Annotated in this window: 18 protein-coding genes; 7 read left to right on the top strand and 11 right to left on the bottom strand. The window is 63.0% G+C overall.

Features of this window, described 5'->3' with window-relative positions; all coding sequences use genetic code 11:
• Nucleotides 1–13: 13 nt before the first annotated feature.
• Nucleotides 14–4,474 carry a dermonecrotic toxin domain-containing protein gene (locus ACPWR9_RS14545; RefSeq protein ID WP_426298679.1) on the bottom strand — a complete coding sequence of 1,487 codons (4,461 nt, stop codon included), beginning with the start codon at nt 4,472–4,474 and terminating at the stop codon, nt 14–16.
• A 375-nt stretch (nt 4,475–4,849) separates the two neighbouring features.
• On the opposite strand from ACPWR9_RS14545, the gene ACPWR9_RS14540 reads away from it, so the two are divergent.
• The 5 genes from ACPWR9_RS14540 (at nt 4,850) to ACPWR9_RS14520 (ending at nt 13,411) form a co-directional block, all read left to right on the top strand.
• Nucleotides 4,850–5,305, top strand: coding sequence for a MaoC family dehydratase (locus tag ACPWR9_RS14540; RefSeq protein ID WP_426298677.1), 456 nt, complete (start codon nt 4,850–4,852; stop codon nt 5,303–5,305).
• Nucleotides 5,306–5,428: 123 nt separating this feature from the next.
• Nucleotides 5,429–6,388 (top strand): hypothetical protein, encoded by a 960-nt coding sequence (locus ACPWR9_RS14535; RefSeq protein ID WP_426298675.1) that lies wholly within the window; start codon nt 5,429–5,431, stop codon nt 6,386–6,388.
• A gap of 33 nt (nt 6,389–6,421) precedes the next feature.
• On the top strand, nt 6,422–11,323 hold the full coding sequence (locus ACPWR9_RS14530) for an RHS repeat domain-containing protein (protein ID WP_426298673.1): 4,902 nt from the start codon (nt 6,422–6,424) through the stop codon (nt 11,321–11,323).
• 37 nt (nt 11,324–11,360) lie between these two features.
• Nucleotides 11,361–12,452 (top strand): hypothetical protein, encoded by a 1,092-nt coding sequence (locus tag ACPWR9_RS14525; RefSeq protein ID WP_426298671.1) that lies wholly within the window; start codon nt 11,361–11,363, stop codon nt 12,450–12,452.
• On the top strand, nt 12,449–13,411 hold the full coding sequence (locus tag ACPWR9_RS14520; RefSeq protein WP_426298669.1) for a hypothetical protein: 963 nt from the start codon (nt 12,449–12,451) through the stop codon (nt 13,409–13,411). The genes ACPWR9_RS14525 and ACPWR9_RS14520 overlap by 4 nt, the downstream gene beginning before the upstream one ends.
• A 60-nt stretch (nt 13,412–13,471) precedes the next feature.
• Here the strand turns inward: ACPWR9_RS14520 and ACPWR9_RS14515 are convergent, their stop codons facing one another.
• From ACPWR9_RS14515 to ACPWR9_RS14475, 9 genes are all read right to left on the bottom strand, one after another.
• Nucleotides 13,472–13,807 (bottom strand): YegP family protein, encoded by a 336-nt coding sequence (locus ACPWR9_RS14515; RefSeq protein ID WP_426298667.1) that lies wholly within the window; start codon nt 13,805–13,807, stop codon nt 13,472–13,474.
• A 242-nt stretch (nt 13,808–14,049) separates the two neighbouring features.
• Nucleotides 14,050–14,742 (bottom strand): glutathione binding-like protein, encoded by a 693-nt coding sequence (locus ACPWR9_RS14510; protein WP_426298665.1) that lies wholly within the window; start codon nt 14,740–14,742, stop codon nt 14,050–14,052.
• Between the two features lie 159 nt (nt 14,743–14,901).
• A complete protein-coding gene (locus tag ACPWR9_RS14505) occupies nt 14,902–16,125 on the bottom strand; it encodes an acyl-CoA dehydrogenase family protein (RefSeq protein ID WP_426298663.1) in 1,224 nt (407 codons plus the stop codon).
• Nucleotides 16,126–16,152: 27 nt separating this feature from the next.
• A complete protein-coding gene (locus ACPWR9_RS14500; RefSeq protein ID WP_426298661.1) occupies nt 16,153–17,238 on the bottom strand; it encodes a phosphotransferase in 1,086 nt (361 codons plus the stop codon).
• 45 nt (nt 17,239–17,283) lie between these two features.
• Nucleotides 17,284–18,039 carry a histidine phosphatase family protein gene (locus ACPWR9_RS14495; protein WP_426298659.1) on the bottom strand — a complete coding sequence of 252 codons (756 nt, stop codon included), beginning with the start codon at nt 18,037–18,039 and terminating at the stop codon, nt 17,284–17,286.
• A 68-nt stretch (nt 18,040–18,107) separates the two neighbouring features.
• Entirely contained in the window at nt 18,108–18,887 is a 780-nt protein-coding gene (locus tag ACPWR9_RS14490; RefSeq protein WP_426298657.1) for an oxepin-CoA hydrolase, alternative type, read from the bottom strand.
• Between the two features lie 16 nt (nt 18,888–18,903).
• Nucleotides 18,904–20,460, bottom strand: coding sequence for a 3-hydroxyacyl-CoA dehydrogenase (locus tag ACPWR9_RS14485; protein WP_426298655.1), 1,557 nt, complete (start codon nt 20,458–20,460; stop codon nt 18,904–18,906).
• 250 nt (nt 20,461–20,710) lie between these two features.
• Entirely contained in the window at nt 20,711–21,907 is a 1,197-nt protein-coding gene (locus tag ACPWR9_RS14480) for an MFS transporter (RefSeq protein WP_426298653.1), read from the bottom strand.
• Nucleotides 21,904–22,929 (bottom strand): zinc-dependent alcohol dehydrogenase family protein, encoded by a 1,026-nt coding sequence (locus tag ACPWR9_RS14475; protein ID WP_426298651.1) that lies wholly within the window; start codon nt 22,927–22,929, stop codon nt 21,904–21,906. The genes ACPWR9_RS14480 and ACPWR9_RS14475 overlap by 4 nt, the downstream gene beginning before the upstream one ends.
• A gap of 183 nt (nt 22,930–23,112) precedes the next feature.
• Here ACPWR9_RS14475 and ACPWR9_RS14470 point away from each other — a divergent pair, with 183 nt between their 5' ends.
• Together ACPWR9_RS14470 and ACPWR9_RS14465 are read left to right on the top strand one after the other, a co-directional pair.
• A complete protein-coding gene (locus ACPWR9_RS14470) occupies nt 23,113–24,015 on the top strand; it encodes a LysR family transcriptional regulator (RefSeq protein ID WP_426298649.1) in 903 nt (300 codons plus the stop codon).
• Nucleotides 24,016–24,118: 103 nt separating this feature from the next.
• Complete coding sequence (locus ACPWR9_RS14465) at nt 24,119–24,778, top strand: glutathione S-transferase (RefSeq protein ID WP_426298647.1); 660 nt, start codon at nt 24,119–24,121, stop codon at nt 24,776–24,778.
• Between the two features lie 65 nt (nt 24,779–24,843).
• Here ACPWR9_RS14465 and ACPWR9_RS14460 read toward each other — a convergent pair whose 3' ends face one another.
• Nucleotides 24,844–26,034 (bottom strand): pyridoxal phosphate-dependent aminotransferase, encoded by a 1,191-nt coding sequence (locus ACPWR9_RS14460; protein ID WP_426298645.1) that lies wholly within the window; start codon nt 26,032–26,034, stop codon nt 24,844–24,846.
• Nucleotides 26,035–26,047 lie beyond the last annotated feature (13 nt).

Here is a 26,047-nt window from a genome sequence, read left to right as displayed (position 1 = left end):
GTTTCTTGACGACTCATACGCTGGCGGGTGGCACGCCGGTCTTGAACATCGGCTCGAGCATATCGTTCACGAACACACCCGGTTTCAGTTCGATGTGGCGCATCAGGTGCGTCTGTAGCTTATCGACCAGAAAGAGCATGTTGTTCCGGCTGCCGTAAGCCTGATAAAGACTGCCAAGTCCCCCGTTCTCCAAGTGCTGAACGAACGCCGAGGCGAGCGCCTGTGACGTTCCGAATTTCGCCAATCCGAAATTGGCGTCGTAGAACCACGACGCACTGCTCCCGAGCGTGACCGACATAGCATGCGCGCGCGTTTTGATCAGATACGACTGCATGCCGGTGTGCTCCGAGGTAAAGAGTCGATACAGCTCGTCGAGGGTCATCGCGTTGTCGGTCAGTCGCACCCCGCGAAGCGGAATTTCGAGCTTTCGCGCGGCGACGTTGGAATGCAGCGCAACGAGGCTGTCGCGAAGTTTGTTGGCGGCTTCGGATTTCGGCGCGTCGATCGCGCCCAGAATGTTGCCGATGAGCGCGTCTTCCTTGCCCATGTGCAGCGCGGCGGTCACGGCACGCGTCATGGGCAGGCAAAAGCCCGTATGACCGTCGGCGTTGCTGTTGATATAGGCCGTTTGCGTGAAGGTTTCGAATTTTCCCCCGGCAGACCGGACTTGCTCGGCGACGAGGCGAGCATTGACGGCGGCTCGCTGCGAGGCTTCGAAGCGCAGAGCGTCTTCGACTCTACGGGCCAGAATGCCCGCCAGCTTCGCATCGCTCGGGTCCAGGCTGATCAAATCGAGCTTGAGCAAATCGGCGGGACGGTACGTCGCGTCCCATTTCAACGCGCTGGCGCTGGCCTCCTGCTTGCCCGCCATGTATGCCGTGCGCTCGGCGGCGTCGGCGGAGTTGGCCAACGCCGCGCATCTGGCGCGATATTGCACATCGACGAATTCGCGGCTGACATTTTCGTGAAAGACCGAAGTCATCATGGCTGGCTCGGTCTCCGAGACCATGACGTCCGACTCGAACACCCACTCGTAGCCGAAGGTTTGCGAGATCGTCGGCCCCGGCTTGGCAACGCCGGTGGGGTCGGTCAGTCGCCAAGTCTTCTCGGTGGGGTAGTACTCGATAGCGAATCGCGTATCTCCCGAGGTGACCACCAACCCTGTTTCTCCGCGATACAAGTTCGGCATCAGGCGCTTGAGCCGCGCGAGCGGCGTGCGGTCGACGAATGGCAACAACTCTTGTTGTACAACGGTACTCGCTCGGTAATAGCAGCCGATGGGAATGCCACCGGCGATGCCGGTCAGCAGCGACGCCCATCCCGCCGAGCTGGCGGACTCGTCACCCAGTAAGGCTGCGGCCCCCCCAAACACAACGTTGATGCCCGACAACGCCAAATTCACCGGCATCAGACCGGGCACCGGCATGCGAAACGCAGCCCCGAGCCCGGTCAACCAGTTGATGCCTGCGAGCGTGTGCAACAGCCGGGTGATCGGTGCTTCCTCGACGGCGGTCACGGGGTGGATGATCTCTTCACTCGTGCGCTGACGAAACACGCGGACAAATTCCGTGAAGGGATCTCCAGCGATGGGCACGCTACGAGAGATAAGGTGCGCCAGCGGCGAGTTGGAACCCGCGAGCGTCAATAGGCTTACGAGCGTCGTGCCGTTTTCGCCCTGACGATCCGCACGTGAGAAGCAACTCAGCAGGCGCGCGCGTCCTTCCGGCGTGAGGGCTTGCTGCCTCAGCCAATCGTTGAGTTGCCGCCGATTCGCAAACGCTTTGAGATTCGTGTTCAGCAAACGCGGCGACCAAATTAGGATCCAGCCCGTCTGCTTGTCGGTAAATTCCTGAATGTCGGATACCGCCGAGCCGACACGTAACCATGCGGCAACCACCGTGGCACCGTCGGGCGTGAAGCTCTCCGACAAGTGGTCCAGGTCGAGCGTTTCAAGGTTCGGCATTCGCGCAATCTGGCGCGCGATGTCTGCCCCCTCGCGGCCTAATATGACGGCGTGAAACTGCGTGAAGGCATCGATGATGAACGATGCCTTCAGCACCGTCCGTACGTCGTGCTGACGCGCAGTCCAGAACGTATCGAGTGCCCGGGTTTGCTCGGCGACGAACGCCTCGGCGTCGATGCGCAAGAGCAACTGCGCCGGTGTCAGATTGCCCAGCGTGAGCGAACGCGCGCCGACCGGGTTGTCATCGAGCGAGAAGATGCCGTCCGTGTTTGGGGGAAATACGATCGGCCGCTTACCTTCGGCGATATCGATGACGAGCTGAGTCAGCGTCATCGTCCCGCACGCTTGCACGGGCTGCCACGACGGGTTGCCGAGCGGCCCCGCATGCTCCCGTATCTTGTAGACATGGATATATACCGTTGCCGGGTCGAGCGTCACACCGGTGGCGTCTTTGATCGTCTGCGCGACATATCGCGCCGCGCCGTGCATGACGTCAGGCAGCGCCCCGGCAATGGTGGTGCGCAGATCCACCACATCCCGGACCTGTTGTGCGGTGCTAAAGCGAATGCGCAACCGCTGCTCGGTGGGGAGGGCGTCCGAATATCCTTTGGCCGGGGACGCCGCGAGTTCGCTTTCGAAGGCTGCCGAGGACGCACCGGCCAGCCAGTGCGTCCACGTTTGACCCCGATCGTCGCTGAGCACTTCGCCGCCCGCCTCCGTCGCTTCGCGATGCATGATACCGAAGGCGGCGTTGAGCGACATCTGAATCAGATCGTCGCCGGTCTCCGTGAAGCTAATTGTGCACATCGCGCCGTTCACGCAACGCTGCGAGACAGTCAACGGCAACCGCTGCACCAGCTCGTTATAGAGGATCGATTCGTTGCCGCGTAACAGATCGTTCGTCAGACTTTCCAGCGATATGTATTCCTTGATCGGTGCCGAACTGCCTGCGACGTACACGATCAACCGGCCACTGGCACCCGTCGTATTGCGGGACGTTTGCGATACCGCGAACATGCCACCGGGCTGCATTGTTCCTTGCTGTCCGGGCACGCCGACATCGAACCGGTAGCCCTGAATGTCGACCATATCGGTATCGGATGACGCGCGCAGGGCGGCGCTCGGGGCAAAGATGACGAGTTGTGCCAGGATCAATCCCGTGCGCGAGAGCTGACCGGCAGCGAAAAGCAGCTTCGAGTCCTCGTCGAGCATGTTTCTCCAATGGCTATACAGCGTCACTTCAGACGCGGTGTGCCGATCAGGAGAGGCAAGCCCTTTGAGCGTGTCGAGCAGCCGCTCACGGCTGACCTGCATGTCGTCTACGAATTGCGTCACGCTCAGTGATGCCAATTCGTCCGATGGCAGATAGGGAGAGTGGTCGGGCGCGTTGAGCCGATAGATGCCGTACTCGGCTTCGGCGCCGGGCAGCGTTCCTCCCGCGGCCAAACGCTCGACACCGGCGTCGGTCAGTGTCTTCGATGCTACGAAGCCAGTGCGCCGCCATTGGCCGGGCGCCAGGGTGCTCGGATGCGTGAAGTACTTGAACCGGTTCAGAAACCACCGATCCGAATCGAAGGGAGCGCCGCGGTCTGCAACGGCTTTGACGAGTTCGGCCTTGACGCGCTGGCGCCAGTCCGTGATCGGGGCGACAAATGTGCTGATTTCCTGCTGAGTCCGGTGTCTGTCCGTCTGTGCAATGGCGAGATCCGTCAGCCGTTGGCTCGTGGTCGACGATGCCAACGGCGAACGCAGGGCTGGGGGGGCAGCGCTCACTTCCCGGCGCTCGCGGGGCAATACCTGTGCCAAGGTGACTGCCGGTTTCGCCACCAAGCCCTCTGCCGCCGGGAAGGCCAACGGATCGGCCCACAAAGGCGCATTGATCGCCTCTGCAACGCCTGCGACAACGGAATCGAGGCAAGCGCCGATGGCTCGGCCGATGTCATCGCTTCGCGAAACTTGCGCAGGCGCGTCGCGACGCGACGTACCCCCAAGCGCGTAGAGGAGGCCCGTCAATGTGCCGACGAGACCGTGTTTGCGCCACGCCGGATGTTTCGGACCCGACGTTACGTCGTCTGCCAGCGCACGGGCGATCGCCTCGTAATCACGGTCTTCACGCCAAGGATCGTGACCGGAGCCTGACAACCACAGCCACATGAAGGCATGCTTCACGCGTTGCTTCCAATCGCTGCCTGTCTCCCGTGGCGTGTCTTCGAGACTGCCGACGATGAGCGCTTCAGACCGCGCTTGCGAGCGTCGAATGCTGCGCAAGTTTTGCGGGGCGGCGACACGCGCGAAGATCTCCGCCAATGTCTCGTACGGACGGCGTTCCGCCAGCGCGCGCGCCAACGAGTCGAGAATGCCGTCTGCGAGATCGGCGCGGTCGTTGAGCGCCTGAACGATGGGGTCGTTTTCCATGCTCAAGAATTCGGCAACTTCGGCGAGCGGCGTGCGGGTGAGCGTGAGAAGCAGACTGACGCGAAGTTCCGGATGGGCAACGCAAGCCTGTTCCATGCTTGCGGCCCATGCGGTCGCATCTTGGGGGGACAGCTTGGCGAGCAACGTCTGGAACGTCGGGTAATCGGCCGGCGCCGTAGCGGGTAGTGCGAGTTGTGGGACGGGCGGAGCGATAGGTGCTGGAGACGACGTCGATTGCGTTGCAATTAAATTAGTATTACTAATCATAACTTGGCGGCGGAAGCGGTGAGAGGCGAAATGACGGGGCGGCGAGGTGGTGGATCGATGGTGCGGGCGAGGAAACAATACCCGCTATCGGAAAGCGCTCATCGCGCCATCGGGTAGGCGCCCGGTAACGGTGTAAAGTGGCCTTTTCCGGCACTGCGCTGCCACGCGATTTCGCTTATCTGCACTCACGAAAAGGAGACTGTCATGGCGACACTTGAATACTATTTCGAGGACTTTTCCGTCGGCGATACGTTCGATCTCGGGACGTACACGTTTTCTGCCGACGAGATCGTGCATTTCGCGCGTCAGTTCGACCCGCAGCCGTTTCACGTCGACGAAGCGGCTGGGCGTGCGTCCCATTTCGGCGGATTGGTGGCGAGCGGCTGGCACACATGCAGCATCATGATGCGGCTCAACGTGGATAAGCTGCTCGTGCGCTCGTCGAGCATGGGCTCACCCGGCGTGGAGCAAATTGAATGGCTCGCACCGGTGCGCCCGGGCGACACGATCAACGTGACGAGCAGCACGCTGGAAGTGCGCGCATCCAAGAGCAAACCCGACCGTGGCATCGTGCGTCAGCTGTGGACGGCAACCAATCAGCACGGCGAGGAAGTGTGCCGGTTCCGCGGCACGGGGATGTATCTGAAGCGGGGGAACTGATTCGGCCGGACGAGGCAGCCCCCCAGACCCGCCAGACGCGGGTGACCTGTCAACGTTGACAGTTGTGCCGTTTGCCGACGCTCGTAACATGGGCCGCATGTTGCCAACCAGGCGAGGTGCGTCATGGATACGAAGTCGGAAGGGCGTGCGACGAACATCACCGTGTTCAAGGTCAGGATTGCCTCCGGGTCGGAGCGGACCTACAACAACGGACTCTGCCAGATCAAGCTCGATTTCGAGATCGTCTCCGACGCGCAGCTGTCGCGCGACGAACTCGATACGCTCACCGTCCTCGATGCCAACACGAAGCAGTTGATCCCTGTCATCGAGGAGGGGGCGCAGAATGTTCCCGTGCCGCAAGGCACTTGGGGCTGTACGGTCGAGCGGAACAATTACGACTTCTATGCTCCCGGGTTGGAAATCGAGCATGGGCACGCCAAGAACACCGAATTCCAACACTATTACGTGCAGACGGCCGACTCCGCCAATGCACGCAAAACCATCGGTGGGCGCATTAAGTTGGAAAACAACCGAGAGTTCTTCTCGGCAGAAGTCAACAGCGCCGACGGCAAGATTGACCTTATTCCCGTCGCGCCGGCCAACCCGCCTTTTTCGGCGTGGAATCAAGACTGGGAGCAGTCATACAAGTTCAGCATCGGTGCAAACGTCGATGTGACGATCTACTACCTGGGTATCGTGTTGCCGAGCGGGGCACGTCAGGGGATCAAAACCATGGAGGTCGCCCCCACAAGCTTTGCCAGCACGTTCAAATGGCTTAGCCCTAACTCGCAAAGCGGTGCGTTCTGCGGCTACGCCGTGCCGCCCGACGACCCTCAGCCGACATCGCCATTCATCTATTCCCAAGAGCAATTCACAGGCAACTATCGGGTCTCGAAGAACGACTGGCCGCGTTACGCATGCGGTGCCATCGCGTTCGTGTCGAACAATAGTCTTGGCCCGTACCAGGCCGGTGCGAATGGTCAAGGCTGCACCTACCTGTTGCGCGACCAGTACGGTACGCCTTATCGCGTGCGCGTCGCGATCACCCCCGCGTGCGATGCGCTGACGCTCAGTCAAGCCTGACTGCCTTCTGACCCACAACAACAGGGGGGCGCGATGACAGACACGCGGCAAGAACGGTCGCAGGCCGATGGCGGCGCACTTTACTCGGGTGCGCAGAGCTTTCTGAGTTATCTCGATAAGGGGGTCGATCCTCGCACCGGCACCTACCACATGCGGGTTTCGTTGCCCAAACTGGCGATGAATGCGCTGACCGGGCCGGACCTTGCGTTGTCGCTAAGCTTCGATGCCTTGCAAAACGCCGACGTGGGCCTGGGGCGAGGCTGGTCATGGGGGATGAGCCGACTGAGTCCCGATGCGAAGCGCCTGTCGCTGGCCGACGGAGAGACGCAACTGGCGATCATTTACGACAATCGGATCGAGTTTCCTGACATGAAGCTCCCGACGTTCGTTGCCCAGAAATCGGGCGACGTCGTCACGATCACCTACCGCTCGGGCCGCCGCGAGCGGTTGCAACGGTTCGACAGCCAACCGCTATCGCCTTATGTCCCGATTGAAATCATCTCGCCGCAGGGCCGCTCGATCCATCTGGCATGGGAGCATTTCGAAGGGCATCCCATGCTGGTGTCGATTGCCGATCATGAGCAGCGAGAATTGCTGCGCGCCAGCCGTACTTTGCAGGCGGCCACGATTACGGTGGCCGGACCCGGCGACAACGCCATCGACTTTCGGATGCTGCTCTCCGGCGATCTGGTGACGGCGATTGAACTGCCGATACCCGGACAAGTGGCATGGCGGTTTCGCTATAGCCGCTTCACCGGCGCCGATCTCGCGATGCTCACCGAGGTGAGTTCGCCGACAGGCAGTGTCGAGACCATCGTCTATGAAGAAAGGGGACACTCGTTTCCACTGCGTCTTGGCGAACTCCCCGACACGGAGCCGGAGCGGCTGCCTTACGTCGTGCGCCATGTGATGGATCCGGGGGCGGGGCAACCGCACCGCGTGACGACCTACACCTACTCGACACACAACTTTCTGGGGTTCGAGGCCGGTGTCGACTGGGAGGACGCGTTCGACGCGCTGTACAAGGTCACGCACGACTATCGCTATTCGAGTACGGAATCGAAGCTCGATGCCGACGGGCGCGCGCAAGTTGCGATTTACCGCGAATACGATCGCTTCCACGCCACGCGTATCGAGCGCCGCACCGAAGGCGATTGCGAACAGAGCCGCTTGTCCGATTTCCACGACGAGCCGGGCAAGACTTGGTACGAGCAGCCCGCCATCGTCGGCCTGATCAAGCAGCGCACCGTGCGTTATCGCCGCGGTGGTGTGTCGCGCGACGACGTCACCACGTACACCTATGACGCGTGGGGCAATACGACCGAGGAAATGGGGCCGGACGGTATTGCAGAGCGCACCACCTATTACGCACCGGCAGGCGAGGACGGCTGCCCTCCCGACCCGATATGGACCACACCCCGTACCGTGAAGACGACGGTCATGGTGCCGTCGGCGGTGATCGAGCGAAAGACGAACACGAAGGCTGAGGTCGTTACCACCCGCTACCGATATGCCTTGTTGCCTTCGATGGCACCGTCTGCGCCGGGCTATCTCGAATGCAGTCAGCAAACGCTCGAAACGCCTGATGGCGTGCAGAAGACGATCACGTACGAGTACGAGGACAACGTGCTTTCGCTGCTGCTGCACGGCCGCTTATGGCAGCAGGTCGAGACCATGGGTGGGCGAAGCATCACGACGGAATTCGCTTACGACGTCAACGACGGCACTCTGATCACCGACGAGTCGACCTATACGGATTTCGACGACACCGTCAGTCACGCGACCCGGCACGAATCGGTGATTTCCGGACAGGAAACGCAGCGCGAGAACGGCGACGAAATCGTGACGTTCGTGCGCGATGCGCTCGGCCGCGTGGTCGAGGAGACCATCACGCCGAAGTCCGGCGAGAGCGCATACACCACCACGCTCAAGCACACGTTTTCGCTCGCAGGACAGACCGGTGGCGACGTGAGTCAGACGACCACGACCGCGTCGGGGGTCGTCGTCACGCAGCATTTCGAGGGCACCGGCCAGTTGGTGCGCGAGACGCGCAAGGCCCCCGATGTGGCGCAGGGGGCGCACGTCGAAGTGCGCCGTATCGACTACGACGCGTTAGGTCGTGCGCAGCGCGAGGTGCGGAGCGATCTGCACGACACGCAGCTTGTCGCCGTAGAGACGCTTTTCCACTACGACAACTGGGAACAGCAGGTGGCGGTGGAAGGCCCGGGCGCGTTGATCGAGCATACCGAGTTCGATCCGATTACGCGGGTCCAGACGCGCTGGACGTCGGCGGGCGAGACGCGCAGCGCTCGCGTGACGAGACAGATGAATCGTTTCGAAGCGGCGGATTGGGAAGAGCGCCACACGGTGGACGGGAAGTTGATCAGCCGCACGGCCTACACCTATGACGGACTCGGGAGGTTGGCAAGCGAGACCGATACGCGTGCGCGCCGCACTGAGTACACCTACGATTTCGCCGATCGCGTGGTGCAGACCACGTTGTCGACGCGCGATGTGATCGAGACCGGCTATGCGCCGCATGCCGACAGCGAGGAGGTCGCCTCGATTCGCGTGAACGGTATCGATCTGGGACAGCGAGAGTTCGACGGTCTGATGCGCGTGCATTCGCAGACGATCGGGGGCCGCACGACGACGTGGGAATTCGATGCCGATCGCACCCAACCCCGCGAGGCGCACATTCCCGGTGGCGAGGTCGTGACGTATGAGGTCAACCCGTCGCTGCCGTCGAACGTGAAGAGCCGTGCCAACGGCGGGGTGCTCACCGACTACGGTTACGACGAGCACTCTGGGCTGTTGTTGCACGCACGCAGGCAGACGACCGGGCAGCCGGAAAGCGACTATTCCTGTATGCGGTACGCCGCGGGGAACCTGCTCAGCGAGACATGGCGCGAAGGCGATACCTCGCGCAGCGCATCCCATACCTGGTCGGTACAGGGCGCGCCGCTGACTTACACCGACGTGACCGGGCGCGAGCATAAGTATGAATACGAGCCCGACACCGGCCGCCTTGACACCGTGCATTGTGGCGATGTCACCGTCGAGATGATTTACGACGCGCTGGGCCGCGTCGGTGAGCAATGGGTGACGCAGGCGGGCCAACGCAAGTTGACCACGACGTTCACGTACGACGACGCGGGCCGTGAAACCTTGCGCGAATATGTGGCCCCCGGGCATCCGGCGTTTTCCATCGGGCACCAGTACGACGGTTTGGACCTGATCTCCATGCGTGAGCGCAAGCTCGGTGCGCAGCCGATGCTGGTCGAGCACTTCGAATACGACGCGCGCGGACGGTTGATCTTGTACTCCGCAGTCGGCGCAGAGACAGCGCCTCACGATCCCCACGACCCGTCACGGCGAATTGAACTCCAGCAGTGGGATTACGATGTGCTCGACAACGTCACGCGGGTCATGACGTGGCATCAGGGCCCCAGCGCGCCTACCGGTGTCGCCGAGTATCACTACGAAAACGCCGATGACCTGACCCAACTCACGTCGCTCGTGTACGAAGGCTACGGCGCGGCAGACGGTGTGCAGACATTCGAGTACGACGACGCCGGTCGGATGGTCGTGGCAGAGAGCGGCTACCGCGTGCAGTACAACGCGTTCGATCAGGTGCTCTCGGTATCGCGCGGTGACACGGCGCTTGCCACCTACCGTTACAACGGGCTCGACGAGCAATGCCTCGTGATACCGACGGGGCAGCCACCCCGTGAGCGCGTGTTTCGCGAGAACCGGCTGGTCACGGAGATTCGCGGCGCGCTGTCGCGTGTATATCTCGGCGGCGGCGCGGGTGACATCGATCAGTCTGGCGCGTTGCGGGTCTACGCCGTCGATCAAAAAGCGAGCGTGATGCAAACCTACGATGCGCAGGCAGCGCGCGTGGTGGTCTATTCCCCCTCGGGGTTTCGCGAGACGAATGCTGCGCTCGACGGCGTGCCCGCCTTCGATGGCGAGACGCTCGATCCGGCGACGCAATGGCTATGGCTGGGCAATGCGCGGATGTATTCGCCGGTGTTGGCGCGGTTCCTCGTGCCCGACACTTATTCGCCGTTCGATGGGGGAGGCATCAATCCGTATGCGCGCATCGATCCGGTCAATGCGACAGACCCCAGCGGTCACCTTGCCAGTTGGTTGAGCATTGTGGCGAGCGTTGCCGTCTCAGTGGCGGCGATCACCGTCAGCGTGATGACGGCGGGCGGCCTCACCGGCGTGGGCATTGCGCTTGCCGTGACGGCGAAGGCGGCGCTGGGGCAGATGGGATTGGTGGCTGCGGGAAGTGCGACTGCGCTGGCCGTGGCCAAGGGGACGACCGTCGCCACCGCCGTGTACGCAGCGGCCAAAGTCACGTTAGGCGCGATGGGGTCGCTCGCGGCGACTACCTCGGTCGGGGTCCGATCGACGGGCGATCATGAAACGGCGGCGAAGCTCGCCTTCGCGGGCGGCATCTTGACGCTGGGGTCGATGGCGGCAGGCTGGAAAGGGGTGCTCCGTACGTATCGAGCGCTGACCAAAACAAGGTTGGATGCCGGTGCCGTAACTAGAGCAAGCCAGAACGCGAGCCGGCGTGGCAGTTCGATGTCGGCGCAGGGCAGGGCGACCCCGCTCGCACTCCGTCGGGTGCGCAAGGCATCCGATATTGGACGCGGCCGCGCGAATTCGCTGGATGCCACGCGTGGCCACAGCCCCCGGACGTTGGACCGGACTACACCGATGGCACGGTCCCGAAAGATCAGTTCAACGTGGCCGCGTTTCGTCGACAGTGTCACCAGCGCGTTACCCGTCGGCCTGTCCAGCGTTGAGCCCGGTGTGCGCACCGGTGGGGCGCCGGCCAATGCGGAAACCGTACCCGGTGCGGCGTCGGGGATTCGGACGTTCGGCGACCATGCGGAGGTCCCTGTCGAGTTTATGTACTGACGGGGTACTTGCCATGCGCTTCGGGAGGTGAGTTCTTATGACGCAAGCCACATTTTTCCCATTGCTGTTCGACGAGGAGGTCGAAGCCAATGGCGTGAGCGAGGCGTATCTCGCTGCCAACGACAATAAGGTGCCCGCTCGGATTCGGGTGTTCCCACAAAACTCGGAACCTGGCGACGGTCTGTTTTTCATGATCGACGGGCACGATGTGCCGTCGATGGCGCGCGTGTTGACGGAGGACGACAAGGTCAACATCCCCATCCCCGTGCACTTTCCGGGAGACGTATTGCGTGCGTTGTCCGAAGGCGAGCATAACTTCGCTTACCGGTGCGAGAAGGTCGACGGTACCGTGATCGGCATCTCGATCGACAAGACGATTCAGGTGGTGCTATTGCCGCCGCTGGACTTGGTGCCGCCATTGGTGTCCGACGCACCGGACGGACGGCTTAACCCGATCAACGCATTGAGTGGCACGGCGGTGCACGTGCGTTACGGCGGCATGCGTGCGGGGCAACGCGTGCAGGTGCACTGGCACGGCACGAGCGGTGCGGGCAGCATCGACACGGCGTGGCAGACGGTGCCCACTACGGTGCCCGATTTCCTGTCGTTCGAGATTGCGCCGTTTTTGGTGGCGGCGAACGTGGGGACAACAGTCAACGTGGCTTACACGGTGGATCGTGGCGGCGACTTTACGGATTCGCAGGCGTTGTTGCTCGTCGTGACACCCTTCGATTTGCTCGACATGTCCACGCCGCAATTGCCCGACCTCGCCGGTAGCGATCGTATCGAGCCAGACAAATTACCCAACGGCATGCGCGTCGATCTGCCGCGCTGGCATCTGGCCTTTGAGGGGCAGCAGCTCTGGTTTTGGTGCGATGGGGAGCGCGCGGGGCAGTCGGGGGAATACCTGCACCACATGCGCACCGCACATCGCGTCACCTCGACGGAGGCTGCGCAAGGGGTCTTCACGACGGTGCCTGCCTCATGGCTCAAGCCGCTCAAGCATGGCTCGCGGTTGTTTATCCAATACGAGATCGGGTTTCACGAAGGCGGTCGACAGAACGCATCGTGGCTGTCGTTCGAAGTCATCAATCCCGCGCAAGACACGGGCAAGGGAGAGGCATCATGACCAGTACCATGCGATACGGCCTTTGGCGCGCGTTGAAGGGTTTGCTGATTGTCAGCGTTGGATTGCTCGGCGCATGTCAGTCGGTGGTGCAGTCGACGAACAGTACACAGCCGACGAACTACGCGCTGCCGACGATTACGATGCACAACAAAAACGGCGACCAAAAGTGTTCTTTCTCGCTGTACGACGGCGGCACGATCAATTTCAAGGACACGAGTAACTGCGACAACGACAAGTACTACACCTTCGAGATCACCGGTGCCCACGAAGGCATGGCGATCGAATTCCACGATGCACCGTCGTGCAACGGCTCGGAGCCTCATGCCAATTACGTGGTGTCGTTCAAGAACGGTGCCGGGCCGATCGGGAGTGTGGCCAGCACGAGTGTCGAGCAGAGCATGGGCAAATCGGTGGGCACGCGACTGACCGATGGCGCGGGCAACGATGTGCTGATTGCCGACGGATATCGGAGCGGTCAGCTTGTGGACAAGGTGTCGTGCGTGAAAGTGTCGATGCTGCTGCCCGATGGGCCTTTCCGAATTCGCTCTCGGGCATATCCCGATATGTGCCTGACAGGCAATCCTGCAATGGGCAATCGCATGAGGTTGGCGGCGTGCGCCGATGGCAACGCCTATCAGATGTTCTTCGAGAAAAATGACGCGGAACGCACCATGTATGCCGCGTGGGTGCCTCGTGAGAAGAATTTCATCCCGTTCATGCGATATGCGTTCTCGTCGGACACCTCGCCTTGGTTCGTGGATCTGCTGCCCAGACCGGAAGCCATAGGAGAACCTTTGCGCTACCTGGCCAGAAACGGGCAATTGGGTAGCTGGAGTATGTGTGTCTGGGCGGTCACCCACGTCGAGGGGGGCATTGTTGTGACGACCTGTGGTACCGACGACCCTGTCGGTGCCGACAAATGGTCGATAGAACTCACCACCAAAGCGCAGAAAAAGTGATGCGACGCGTGCGGGGGAGTGCCTCGGTGACGACCGGGGCCTCCGCGATTGCGCTCGACATCAATGCGACAAATCGCTCACCGAAGCCGCCGGGGCATCGCGCTTGACCTGCGTGATGCCGTCTTCCATTTGCTCGGCGGACGAGAACATCTGGCTTTGCCCGATGATTTCGCCGTTGCGCGCCTTCAGTACGAAGTAGGGGCGCCCGGAGGTGGACGTTTTGCGCTCGAAACGATGGTCTTCGCCGGAATTCTTGCGCACGGACTCGATGCCGTTCTGCGCCGAGGCGCGCGCCTTATAGGTTTCGGAAGACAGGATGATATGGCCGCTGTCGGCCAGCAGGTGAAAGTGAAATTCACCGTTGGGACTGCGCTTGAGTTCGAATTTGCCTGACATATGTGGATCTCCCGGATCTTCCAAAAGCCAACGGCGGGCAATGCGAATTACGAACTGAAAACCACCACAGAAGAACAGCACCCGGCGCCGCTCATTTCAAGCAAACATCGGGAAATTTTCGCTAGATTAGCACCGCCGTCGCCTTGGCGATACCTCACGATTCGTCAACCTTGTTTCGAAGTGTAAACGACTTGTCGCGCCACAGGCCCCGCGCCGGGGCCTGTGGCACTTATCGACAACGGTCAGCGCCGCGCGTACTGTGTCGCGCCGAACAGCATCTCGCGCGCCTTGTCGTCCTGCAACGGCTTGCGGGCGTCGGCCAGCACCTTGATGCCGCGCTGCACGGCCGGACGCGCCTCGATGGCTTCGAACCAGCGCTGCACGTTCGGGAAGTCAGAGAGCTCCACGCCCTGATTCTTCCACGAGCGCAGCCACGGCCAAATCGCGATGTCGGCAATGGTGTACTCGTCGGCGGCCACGTACGGGTGATCGGCCAGACGCTTATCGAGCACGCCATACAGACGCCGCGCTTCGTTGGTGTAACGCTTGATGGCGTAGTCGATCTTCTCGGGTGCGTAAATACGGAAATGGTGCGCCTGACCGAGCATCGGCCCCACGCCGCCCATCTGGAACATCAGCCATTCGAGCGTTTCGTACTTGCCGCGTACGTTCGCGGGCAGGAAGCGGCCGGTTTTCCCCGCGAGATACAGCAGAATTGCCCCCGACTCGAACAGCGAGATCGGTTTGCCGTCCGGGCCTTCCTCGTCGACGATGGCCGGGATCTTGTTGTTCGGCGAAATGGCGAGGAAGGATTCCTTGAACTGGTCGCCCGCGCCGATATCGACCGCGTGGGCGTGGTAGGGCAGCCCGCATTCCTCCAGCATGATGTGGACTTTATGACCGTTGGGCGTGGCCCACGAATAGACCTGAATCAATTGCAGCTCCTCGAAATCAAAGGGCGTCGGAAGCGCATCGACACAGCACATGCGCTCGGCACGGTGACGAAAAGGGGTAATTGGGGTGACAAAACCCGGAAATTACACCACAGAACGCGCGGGCCTGCCGCCGACCGGCCCGCCCGTGCCCACGCGCGCTCAGCCTCGTGCCGTGTGCCGTGCCAGTTCCAGCTTGGCGATGGCGTCGCGGTGCACCTCGTCGGGGCCATCGGCGAAGCGCAGTGTGCGGGCGCTCGCGTACGCATACGCTAGCGGGAAATCCCCCGACAAGCCTGCCGCACCGTGGGCCTGAATGGCCCAGTCGATCACCTGGCACGCCATATTGGGCGCCACCACCTTGATCATCGCGATCTCCGCCCGTGCGGCCTTGTTGCCGACCGTGTCCATCATGTACGCCGCCTTGAGCGTGAGCAAGCGTGCTTGCTCGATCAGGCAGCGGGCTTCGGCAATGCGCTCGCGTGTGACACCTTGTGCGGCAATCGGCTTGCCGAAGGCCTCGCGCGAAAGGGTGCGCTGGCACATCTGCGCGAGCGCACGTTCGGCCAGCCCGATCAGCCGCATGCAGTGGTGAATGCGGCCCGGGCCGAGGCGGCCCTGCGCGATCTCGAAGCCACGTCCTTCGCCGAGCAGCATGCTGCTCGCAGGAACACGCACGTCGTCGAGCACGATGTCCATGTGGCCGTGCGGGGCGTCGTCGTAGCCGAAGACCGTGAGCGGGCGCACGCGCGAGATGCCTTTCGTATCCGCCGGTATCAGAATCATCGACTGCTGGGCATGCTTCGGCGCCTCGGGGTCGGTCTTGCCCATCACGATGTAAAGCGCGCAACGCGGGTCGCCCGCCCCCGTCGACCACCACTTATGGCCATTGACGACGTAGTCGTCGCCGTCGCGCCGGATACTGCATTGCACGTTGGTGGCATCCGACGATGCCACATCGGGTTCGGTCATCAGAAACGCCGAGCGGATTTCGCCGCGCAAGAGCGGTTCGAGCCACTGTGCCTTTTGCGCGTCGGTGGCGTAACGCTCCAGCGTCTCCATGTTGCCGGTGTCGGGCGCGTTGCAATTGAAGACTTCCGGCGCCCACGGCACTTGGCCCATGATTTCGCACAGCGGCGCGTATTCCACGTTGGTGAGCCCTGCGCCGCGCCCCGAGTCGGGTAAGAACAGGTTCCACAAGTCAGCCTGTTGCGCGAGCGGTTTCAGGCGCTCGATGACCTGCGAGGGTTGCCACGCATCGCCCTGGCGGCGAGCGATCTCGATCTCTTCGAGATAGCGGCGTTCGTTGGGGAAGATGTGTTCGTCGAAAAAGGCGCTCAGGCGCGCGCGCAGCGCTTCGACTTTCGGGCTATAGCTGAAATCCATGAGATGGGCTGTGCTCCAGTGGTCTCGTCAATCGCTTTTCTGTGCGTATTGCCACGCGAGTTCGGCCATTGGCCGAGCGCGCTTGCCTGCATCGAGTGCTTGCTGGCTCGCGGCCGTGCCGTCGGCGACGCGCTTCATGATGCCTTGCAGAATCGCCGCAATACGGAACATGTTGTACGCGAGATAGAAGTGCCATTGCGCCGGGCGTGCGATGCCTGTGCGCTCGCTGTAACGGGCCACGTAGTCGCGTTCGCCGGGGATGCCCAACGCGGCCCAGTCGAGCCCCGCGATGCCGCGAAACACACCCGGGCTGACGTGCCATGCCATGCAGTGGTAGCTGAAGTCGGCGAGCGGGTCGCCCAGCGTCGATAACTCCCAATCGAGCACGGCGAGTACGCGCGGCTCGCTCGGATGGAAGATCAGATTGTCGAGCCGGAAGTCGCCGTGCACGACGGTCGTGCGCTCGGGGTCGCCGGTCGGCACATGGGCGGGCAACCATTCGATCAGACGATCCATCGCTTCGATCGGCTCGGTCTCGGAAGCCCTGTATTGCTTGCTCCAGCGTGCGATTTGCCGCGCGATGTAGTCGCCGGGCTTGCCGTAGGTGTCCAGCCCGATGGCGCGGTAGTCGACGCGATGCAGCGCGGATATCACGCGATTCATTTCGTCGTAGATCGCACCGCGTTCTGACGCTGACATGCCGGGTAGTGCCGGGTCCCACAGCACGCGCCCGGGCACATAGGCCATCACGTAGAACGCGAGACCGATGACGCGCTCGTCTTCGCACAAGCCAAGCATGCGCGCGACGGGAACGTCGGTCTGCGCCAGCGCATGCATGACGCGGTACTCACGCTCGATCGCGTGGGCCGACGGCAGCAATTTTTCGGCGGGTGCGGGTTTGGTGCGAAGCACGTATTCCGCACCGGGGGTGCTTAGCCGATAAGTGGGATTGGATTGGCCGCCGTTGAATTGCGCGATGCGCAGCGGCCCGGCGTAACCGTCGATGTGGGCAGTGAGCCACTGCGCCAGTGCATCGGCGTCGAACGGCGGGGAATCGCCGAGCGAACGCTCGCCGGCGAAAGCGGAAAAGTCCTGCGCAAGCTCCTCGGCCATGCTGTCTCCTGCATTTCCGGTGCGACGGTGGGACGGCGACTGTGCTTACTTCGGCTGACGCGAACGAATAAACGACGCGAAGATTTTCTCCATGACGGTCAACCGGTTATCGCGATGCAGCGGCTGCGGCGGCGCGAAATTCATCAGGCGCACGACCCAGTCTTCGGGCTTGTCGCCGACATCGAGTGCATTGATGCATGCGGGCGTCTGCGCCAACTGACCGATGAAGAGACGCCCCAGAGGATGCATCGCGTGCGAGAGAATCGCGCGGTTCACGCCACCGTGCAGCACGAGCAGCACGGTGTCCCACGACTTGTCGGCACGCAGCTCGGCGAGCGGAGGTACCACGCGGTCGAGCAGTTCGCGCACCGACTCACCATTCATGAAGCGCGTGTCTTCAGCCACCAGGCCGTCGAAGGCGCCGAGGAACGCTTGTGCGATTTCGCTCGGCGGCAAGTCCGCAAGACTGCCTGAGCGAATCTCCTGCCAGCAAGTCCACGTTTCGATATCGATTGGCTGTCCGGTCTCGGCCAACACACGCTGCGCAGTCTCGCGCGTGCGCGGCAGGCCACTGACGATGACGCGATCGAAGCGAATATTCTCCGCCGCAAACGCGCGTCCGGCGGCGCTTGCCTGCGCGCGGCCATTCTCGTTGAGTGGCACCGTGTCGGCGTCGATGGGTTTGCCGCTGTCGTCGAAGTACGTCACGTCGCCGTGACGCATCAGATAGATGCGGCGGCGGTTCGGCGGGGTGAATTCGAGTGGGCCGGTGTCGGGCCCGAGGCGTCCAATCGTGCTCATGCGTACTGTCTCCGAAGCGTGCGTTAGGGGCGCTCAGTGGAACAGGCCCCAGGGCAATGACCGACAGTCTATCGGTAAGTTGCAGGCCGCTTCTCGAGAAACGCGGTGATGCCTTCCAACCCATCGGCGTGATGCAGCGACGCGACGAAGTTATCGCGCTCGGCACCCAACTGCGACGTGAGCGTCTCGCTCGCGCCGCTGTCGATCAGCGACTTGATGCGGCCCACGGCATTGGGAGATAACTGCGCAAGATCGGTCGCCCAGTTGAGCGCTTCGGCGCGTGCCTGTCCCGGCGCGACCACGCGATTGACGAGGCCCGCGGCAGCCAGCCGGCTGGCGGCGACCGGTTTGCCTTCGAGCAAAATCTCGGTGGCGAGCGGGCGGGGCAGCGCTTGCGAAAGGAACCACGAGCCGCCGCCGTCGGGCGTAAGGCCCACTTTGACGTAAGCCATCACGAACTTGGCGTTGTCCGCAGCGACGAGCAGATCGCAAGCCAATGCCAGCGAAAAGCCCGCACCCGCCGCGGCGCCTTCGACCGCGGCGATGATCGGCTTCGGGCACGAGCGCAGCGCTTCGATCCATTCGGCCAATGCGTCGATGCTGGCCGCTTGCACGGACGGATCATTCTGACGGTTCTCCAGCAGACGGTTCAGGTTGCCGCCCGCGCAGAAGAAGTTGTCGGCACCGGTGAGCACGACCGCGCGAATCGACGGATCGCGCTCGGCGGTGGCGAGGGCTTCGACGCCTGCGGCGTACATGTCCGGGTGCAGCGCGTTGCGTGCACCCGGGTTGGACAACGTGAGAACCAGCGTCTGGTCGACGCGTTCGGCAAGCAGTTCGGCGCTCATGGTCAGGGCCTCCGGATCACTGTTCTTCGGTGAGCAGCGACACGCCGAGCTGCGCGCGACGCGTGAGCCACGGCGACGGACGGTAGCGTTGGTCGCCGTAGAACGATTGCAGATTGCGCAGCACGGTGAGCAACTGGCGTGCGCCGACGGCGTCGCCCAGTGCGAGCGGGCCCTTCGCGTAACCGAGGCCGAGGGTGACGGCGCGGTCGATGTCGCCCGGCGTGGCGATGCGTTGTTGCGCGATGTCGGCACCGATGTTCACGATGGTCGCAATCACGCGTTGGGCCACGAAGCCTGCCGAGTCGCGAATCACCGTCACCGGCGTGCCGCCTTGGGCGAACAACGCGTGTGCGGCGTCGCGCGCTTCGGGCGTGGTGACCGGCGTGGTCATCAGCGTGTGGCGCTTGGCACCGGCGAGCGGCAGCAATGTATCGACGGCGACCGTGCGAGTGGCGTCGAGCCCTTGCTCGACCGCGCAGGTGGTGGCGTCGAGGCCGAGTGGCGTGACGACGATCAGGGCCGTATCCGACGGCTTATCGCCGTTTTCGATGGTGACGCCCGTAGCACCCAGCAATTCCACGACAGCAGCAAAGCCGCGCGTGTCGGCACGGCTGACCCAGACGGTCGCGGGCAGCGTGGACGGGGCCGGGGTTTCCGCGGGGACTTGCTGCTTGCCGTCGACATAACGGTAGAAGCCTTCACCGACCTTGCGTCCGAGCAGGCCACCCGCGAAACGCACGGCGGTGATCGGCGACGGACGGAAGCGGGCTTCTTCGTAGAACTGGTGATAGATCGATTCCATCACCGGGTGGGAGACGTCGAGTGCAGTGAGGTCGAGCAGTTCGAACGTGCCCAGACGGAAACCGGCTTGCTCGCGCAGGATGCGGTCGATATCGGCAAAGCTCGCGATGCCTTCGCTGGCGACGCGCAGGCCTTCGGTGTTCATGCCACGGCCGGCGTGGTTGACGATGAAACCCGGCATGTCCTTGCAACGCACGGCCGTGTGGCCCATGCGCTGGCCCAGGGCGAGCAGGGCGTCGCCGACTTCCGGCGCGGTGCGCAGGCCGTCGATGACTTCCACCACCTTCATGAGTGGCACGGGGTTGAAGAAGTGATAACCGGCCACGCGCGCCGGGCGCTCGCAAGCGGCGGCAATGGCGGTGATGGACAGCGACGACGTGTTCGACGCGAGGATCGCGTCGGGCGACACGATGGCTTCGAGCGAACGGAACAGGTCGCGCTTGATCTCCAGCTTCTCGATGATGGCTTCGATCACGAGGTCGCAATCGGCCAGATCCTCCAGCGCGGCACAGGCGTGCAAACGGCCCATCGTCGCGTCGACCGCTGCCGCGTCGATCTTCCCTTTGGCCGCCAGCTTGTCGAGGGTCTCGCGCAAGGTGTCTAGCGCGGCCTGTACGGCCTTCGCGTTGGTGTCGTAGAGCTTCACACGCAGACCGGCCTGTGCGGCGATCTGGGCGATGCCACGGCCCATGGCGCCCGCGCCAACGATACCCAGCGTGTCGATGGACTTGGCCACCGCGTTCGCCGTGTCCAGGGAGGAGGATGCAGTCATTCGGAGTGTCTCGAGATAGGTGGAATTATCGGCCTGCGGCGCGTGGCCCGGCGACCCCGTGAGGTCACGCAAGCCCGCTGCGCGGACATCGCTCGACATTCTATCGTCCGACCGGTCGGTCGGGAAATGAATTTCCTGCCGAATGCCGGACGATGCAAACCGATGCCCGAATCGCGTTGCCGCTATTGTCGCCTATCTCGCGGTCACTGCCAGCCGTTGTTCCGCGCAGCGGTCGGCGGCAAAGGGGGGCTTAATGCGCCGCGCCCACCGCACCGATCCGCAGCGGCGTTTCGCGGTACATCCAAGCCGTGGCGCCGATCACGACCACCGACAGCACGCAGAACAGCACGCCGCAGCCGATCACCCCGGCAATGCCGAGATGGTCGATGAACACGCCGCCGAGCGCCGAGCCGAGCACCACGCCGCCGTTGGCCGCCGACACGAAGAGGCTGGTGCCGAACTCCGGCGCTTCTGCCGTGGTGGCGGTGAGCCACATTTGCGTGACCAGCAGCCCGCTCGTGTGTGCGGCACCCCACAGCACCGCGATGACCGCCATGCTCGCGACATTGGCGCTGCCGCCGTAGTACAGCACGCCGTACGCGATACCCAGTGCGATCGGGTGCAGGAACGTGGTTCGCACCAGGTTGCGCGCCAGCAAGCGCCCTGCGTAGAGATTCCCTGCCACGCCCCCGACGCCGAAGATCACGAGGATCAGGCTGATCGTGGTGGGGTCCATGCCCGTCTCGCGCTTGAGATATTCGGCGGCGTAGCTGTAGACCGAGAACATCGCCGTGAAGACCGTGATGGTCGCGGCGATCGTCAGCCACAACACCGGTTTGCGCAGCACGCTGAGTTGATGGCCGAAGCCGAGGGCGACGGGTTTGCCTTGCGACGGCAGCATCGCCCACAAACCCACGCCAGAGAGGCCGGTCAGCGCCGTGCAGAAGAGGAACGAGGCTTCGTACGACAGGTGATCGGCTACCCAGGTGGTCGCTGGGACACCGAGGACGAGGCCCATCGACGTGCCCACGAACGCGAGCGAGATCGCATGCGCGCGCTGCGCCTTTGGGTAGAGCGAGGCCGCCGCCGTGAACGCCGCCGACAAAAAGACCGGATGCAGCATCGCGGGGATCACGCGTAGCGCCATCAGACTCGGGAAATTCGGCGCGTAAGCTGCCAGCGCGCTGCACACCGCAAAGCCGAAGAGGGCGAAGACCAGCACCTTTTTACGGTCGTAACGCGAGGCGATCAACACCAGCACCGGACCGAGCGTGGCGACGACCAACGCGAATACCGCCATCAGCCAGCCCGCTTGCGAGACGGTGATGCCAAAGCGCTCGACGATCATCGGCAGGATGCCGACCACGCCGAATTCCAGCGTATAGAGGCCGAACAGGCCGAGCATGATGGCGGGCATGGCGGCGGCCGATTTGACGAGGGTCGTCATGCTGGCTTCACCTCCACGACGACCTTACCGAACGCGCCACGCTGCAAATGCGCGAACGCTTGCGGCACTTGCGAGAACGGGTACACGGCGTCGATCACCGGCTTGATGCCCAGCAGATCGACGGCGCGCACGAGGTCTTCCAACGCGCGGCGAGGGCCGACAGCGATGCCCACAATCGATGCTCGGCTCGCCAGCAGCGACAGAATTCGCAGGCTGATGCGATCCGCGTCGAGCAGGCCGATCACGGAAATGCGCCCGCCTTGCTTCACTGCCTGAAGCGAGCGCTCGATGTTCTCGCCGCCAGTCATCTCGAGAATGTGGTCGGCGCCGCGTCCGTCCGTCAGATCGAGTACGGCGTTCTGCCAGTCGGGGGTGGTGTGGCGATGGATGCCGTGCGTCGCGCCAAGCGTGAGCGCACCGGCAATCTTCTCGTCGCTGCCGCTCGTGACGATCACGCGCGCGCCATGGGCGGCGGCCAACTGCACCGCGAACAGCGATACGCCGCCGGTGCCTTGCACCACGACGGTCTGCCCGGCGTGCAGGTGGCCGAGTTCGATCAGGGCCATCCACGCCGTGAGGGCGGCGACGGGCAACGTGCTGGCCTCGGCGGCGCTCAAGCTCGCGGGGGCGAGCACGCAGCCGTCGGCCTGTGTGACGACGTATTGGGCCAGCACGCCGGGCAGGGGGCCGCCACGGGTGGGCGCGTCGGTCCACGTGCGCGGCGCGCCGTCGACCCAGCCGGGCATATAGGTGGCGATCACGCGCTCGCCGGTGGTGAACCGCGTGACGCCGTCGCCGAGCGCGACGACCCGGCCAGCCATGTCGGAAGCCGGCGTGAACGGAAAGCTCAAGGCGTTGCCCATGCCCGACTCGGCAACTTCGGCGTCGCGGTAGTTGAGCGAGACGGCTTCGACTTCAATGACGATTTCACCCGGGCCGGGCGTGGGGAGTTCGACCTCCTGCAAAGCGAGGTTATCGAGGCCGAGCGACGGCATTTCCCAGCGTTGGAACGTACGGATCATGGCGCACCTGCGAATGTCTGGCATTCGTGAGAAAGAGGAGCCTCGATCCTAGGGATTGGCTGATTGAAGAGTAAGTGGGGTAGAGTTCCGGTCTATGCGGAGAAATTGTTCCGCAATGAGGTCGAGTCGGCGGGTGAGCGAGCGATCGGGCGGGCGAGTGGCAGGCAGTGAGCGAGGCAGCGAATGGAAAGCGCAGCAGTGAATGTTTTCGTGCAGGTCGCCGAGACGGGCAGTTTCGTGGCGGCTGGGCGGGTGCTGGGTATTTCGGCGTCGGCGGTGGGCAAGCGGGTGAGTGCGCTGGAGGACCAACTGGGCGTGCGGCTGTTTCATCGCAGTACGCGCAGCCTGACGCTCACGGCGGAAGGCGGGCTGTTTCTGGCGCGCGGGCGGCGCATTCTGGCCGAGCTGGAGGCGGCGCAGGCGGAACTGTCGCAAGTCAATCTCACGCCCCGCGGACGACTGCGGTTGAGCGTGCCGCTCGTGGGCGAGCCGTTCCTCACGGCGATGGGGCAATTCAAGCTCGCCTACCCGGAGGTCGATCTCGAACTCGAATTCACCGATCGCCGTGTCGACATCATCGAAGAAGGTTTCGACGCGGTGATTCGCACGGGCGATGCGCCGGACTCGCGTCTGAGCGCACGACGTTTCGGTGAGCTATCGATGCTGCTGGTCGGTGCGCCCGACTATTTCGCGCGATGCGGCACACCACGCATGATCGGCGATCTTGGGCAGCACGCCTGCATTCAGTTTCGCTATCCGAACACGGGCAAGCTTCAGGTATGGCCGTTAGGTGAAAGCGGTGAGGACGACGATGCCGCAGGCTTTCCGCTATCGACGGCGGTGGTTTGCAACAACCTCGAAGCGCGCATCGCGTTCGCGTTGCAAGGCGTGGGCATCGCGTACCTGCCGGACTTTTCGATTCGCGGCTATTTGCGCACCGGCCAGTTGGTGCAGGTGTTGCCGCAATGCACGCAGACCGGTATCCCGTTTCACATCATGTGGCCTTCAGGCGGTCACGTGCCGGCCAAGCTGCGCGTGTTCATCGATTTCATGCGCGAGCGGGTCTTTCCGGCACAGGACGCTTGAGGCCATCGCCGCGATTTTCGAGACGTTCGTCGAACGACATTCGTCGCGAACGGCGGTGCGAGGCCTTACACTGCGCTTCGGAGAACACACCATGGGAGACATCATGTTGAAGTTGTACGGATTTCCGATCAGCAATTACTACAACAAGGTCAAGGTCGTGCTGTACGAGAAGGGCGTGCCCTTCGAAGAATCTGAATCCATCCCGAGTCAGGACGAGCCGCTGCTGCAATGCTCGCCGCTGGGCAAGGTGCCGTATCTGCAAACCGAAGGCGGATATCTCGCCGAGTCGCAGGTGATTTGCGATTACATCGAAGTCACGCACCCGACGCCCGCGCTGTTCTCGAAAGACCCGTGGCAGCAAGCCAAGGAGCGCGAGCTGATCACGATGCTCGAGCTGCATCTGGAACTGGTCACGCGTGAGGTCTACGGACAGGCGTTCTTTGGCGGCACCGCTTCGGAAGGCACGCGCACGCGTACCGAGAAGCTGCTTCGTCGCAATATCGTCGCGTTCAAGCGTATTGCGAAGTTCGCCCCGTACGTGGCGGGCGATAAGTTCACGATGGCCGATGTGGCCGCTGGGATTCACCTGCCGATCATCGGCATGGCGACGCAAGCTGTCTTCGGTGAAGACTTCCTGCAAGCCGCCGGTGTCGATTGGAAGGCGTACGGCAAGCTGCTGGCGGAGCGCGAGTCGTTCCAACGCACGCGTGCCGAGATGAAGGCCTATCAGCAAGCGCAGCAGGCCAAAAAGTCGGAAGCGTAATGTGATTGGCGATTGGGGCTGTCGCTGGGGCTGCATTTAACAGCCCCAACGGCAGCCCCAATTCGTTAGATCTTTGCCAGACGTGCCAGTGCTTCGCGCAGTGTGTCGTCTTGCTTGGCGAAGCAGAAACGCACCACACCCGATTCATGCGGCGCGTGATAGAACGCCGAGACCGGAATCGCCGCCACGCCAATTTCGCCCGTGAGCCACAGCGCGAAGTCGGCTTCGCTCATATCGCTGATCGCGCCGTAATCCACACACTGGAAATACGTGCCCTCGCAGGGCAGCAGCTTGAAGCGCGTGTTGGCCAAGCCTTCACGGAACAGGTCGCGCTTCTTTTGGTAGAAGCCCGCGAGTTCGAGATACGGCGCCGGATCGCGCATGTAGTCGGCAAGACCGACCTGCATCGGCGTATTCACCGTGAACACGTTGAACTGGTGCACCTTGCGGAACTCGGCCATGAGCGACGCGGGAGCCGCGACGAACCCAACCTTCCAGCCAGTGACGTGATACGTCTTACCGAAGCTCGACACGATGAAGCTGCGGCGCGCCAGTTCCGGATGCCGCGCCACGCTCTCATGACGCTTGCCGTCGTACACCATGTGCTCGTAGACCTCGTCCGAGAGCAGCAGGATGTCGGTGCCAGCCACGATCTCGGCAAGCTTCGCGAGATCCTTCTCGTGCCACACCGTGCCGCTGGGATTGTGCGGCGTGTTGAACAGAATCAGGCGCGTGCGCGGCGTAATGGCCGCTGCGAGCTTGTCGAACGGAATGCTGAAATCGGGCGCTTCAAGTGTGATGAACACCGGTTTGCCGCCTGCGAGTTCGATGGACGGGACATAGCTGTCGTACGTCGGCTCGAACACGATGACTTCATCGCCCGGATGCACGGTCGCCAAAATGGTCGTGAGCAGTGCCTGCGTGGCGCCAGCCGTCACGGTGATCTCGGTGTTCCAGTCGTAGTGCTGGCCGTACAACTGGCCGATCTTGGCCGCGATGGCCTGACGCAGTGCCGGTACACCGGCCATCGGCGGGTACTGATTGTGGCCGTCGCGCATGGCCCGCGAGACCGCGTCGACAATCTTCGGATCGCACTCGAAATCGGGGAAGCCCTGGCCGAGGTTGACGGCCTGCTTCTCGGCGGCGAGGGCCGACATCACGGTGAAGATGGTGGTGCCGACGTTCGGCAGGCGGGAAGCGAGCGCGGGCGCGGCCAACGGGGCCGGGGCGGCAGTAGCAATATGGGGCGCGTTCATTGAGGCGAGGCTA

The sequence above is a fragment of the Pandoraea pneumonica genome (genome assembly GCF_049918595.1).
GTDB classification, from domain to species: Bacteria; Pseudomonadota; Gammaproteobacteria; order Burkholderiales; family Burkholderiaceae; genus Pandoraea; species Pandoraea pneumonica_A.
The sequence above is the reverse complement of the archived record's forward strand: the minus strand, read 5'-3'. Positions and strand labels throughout refer to the sequence as shown.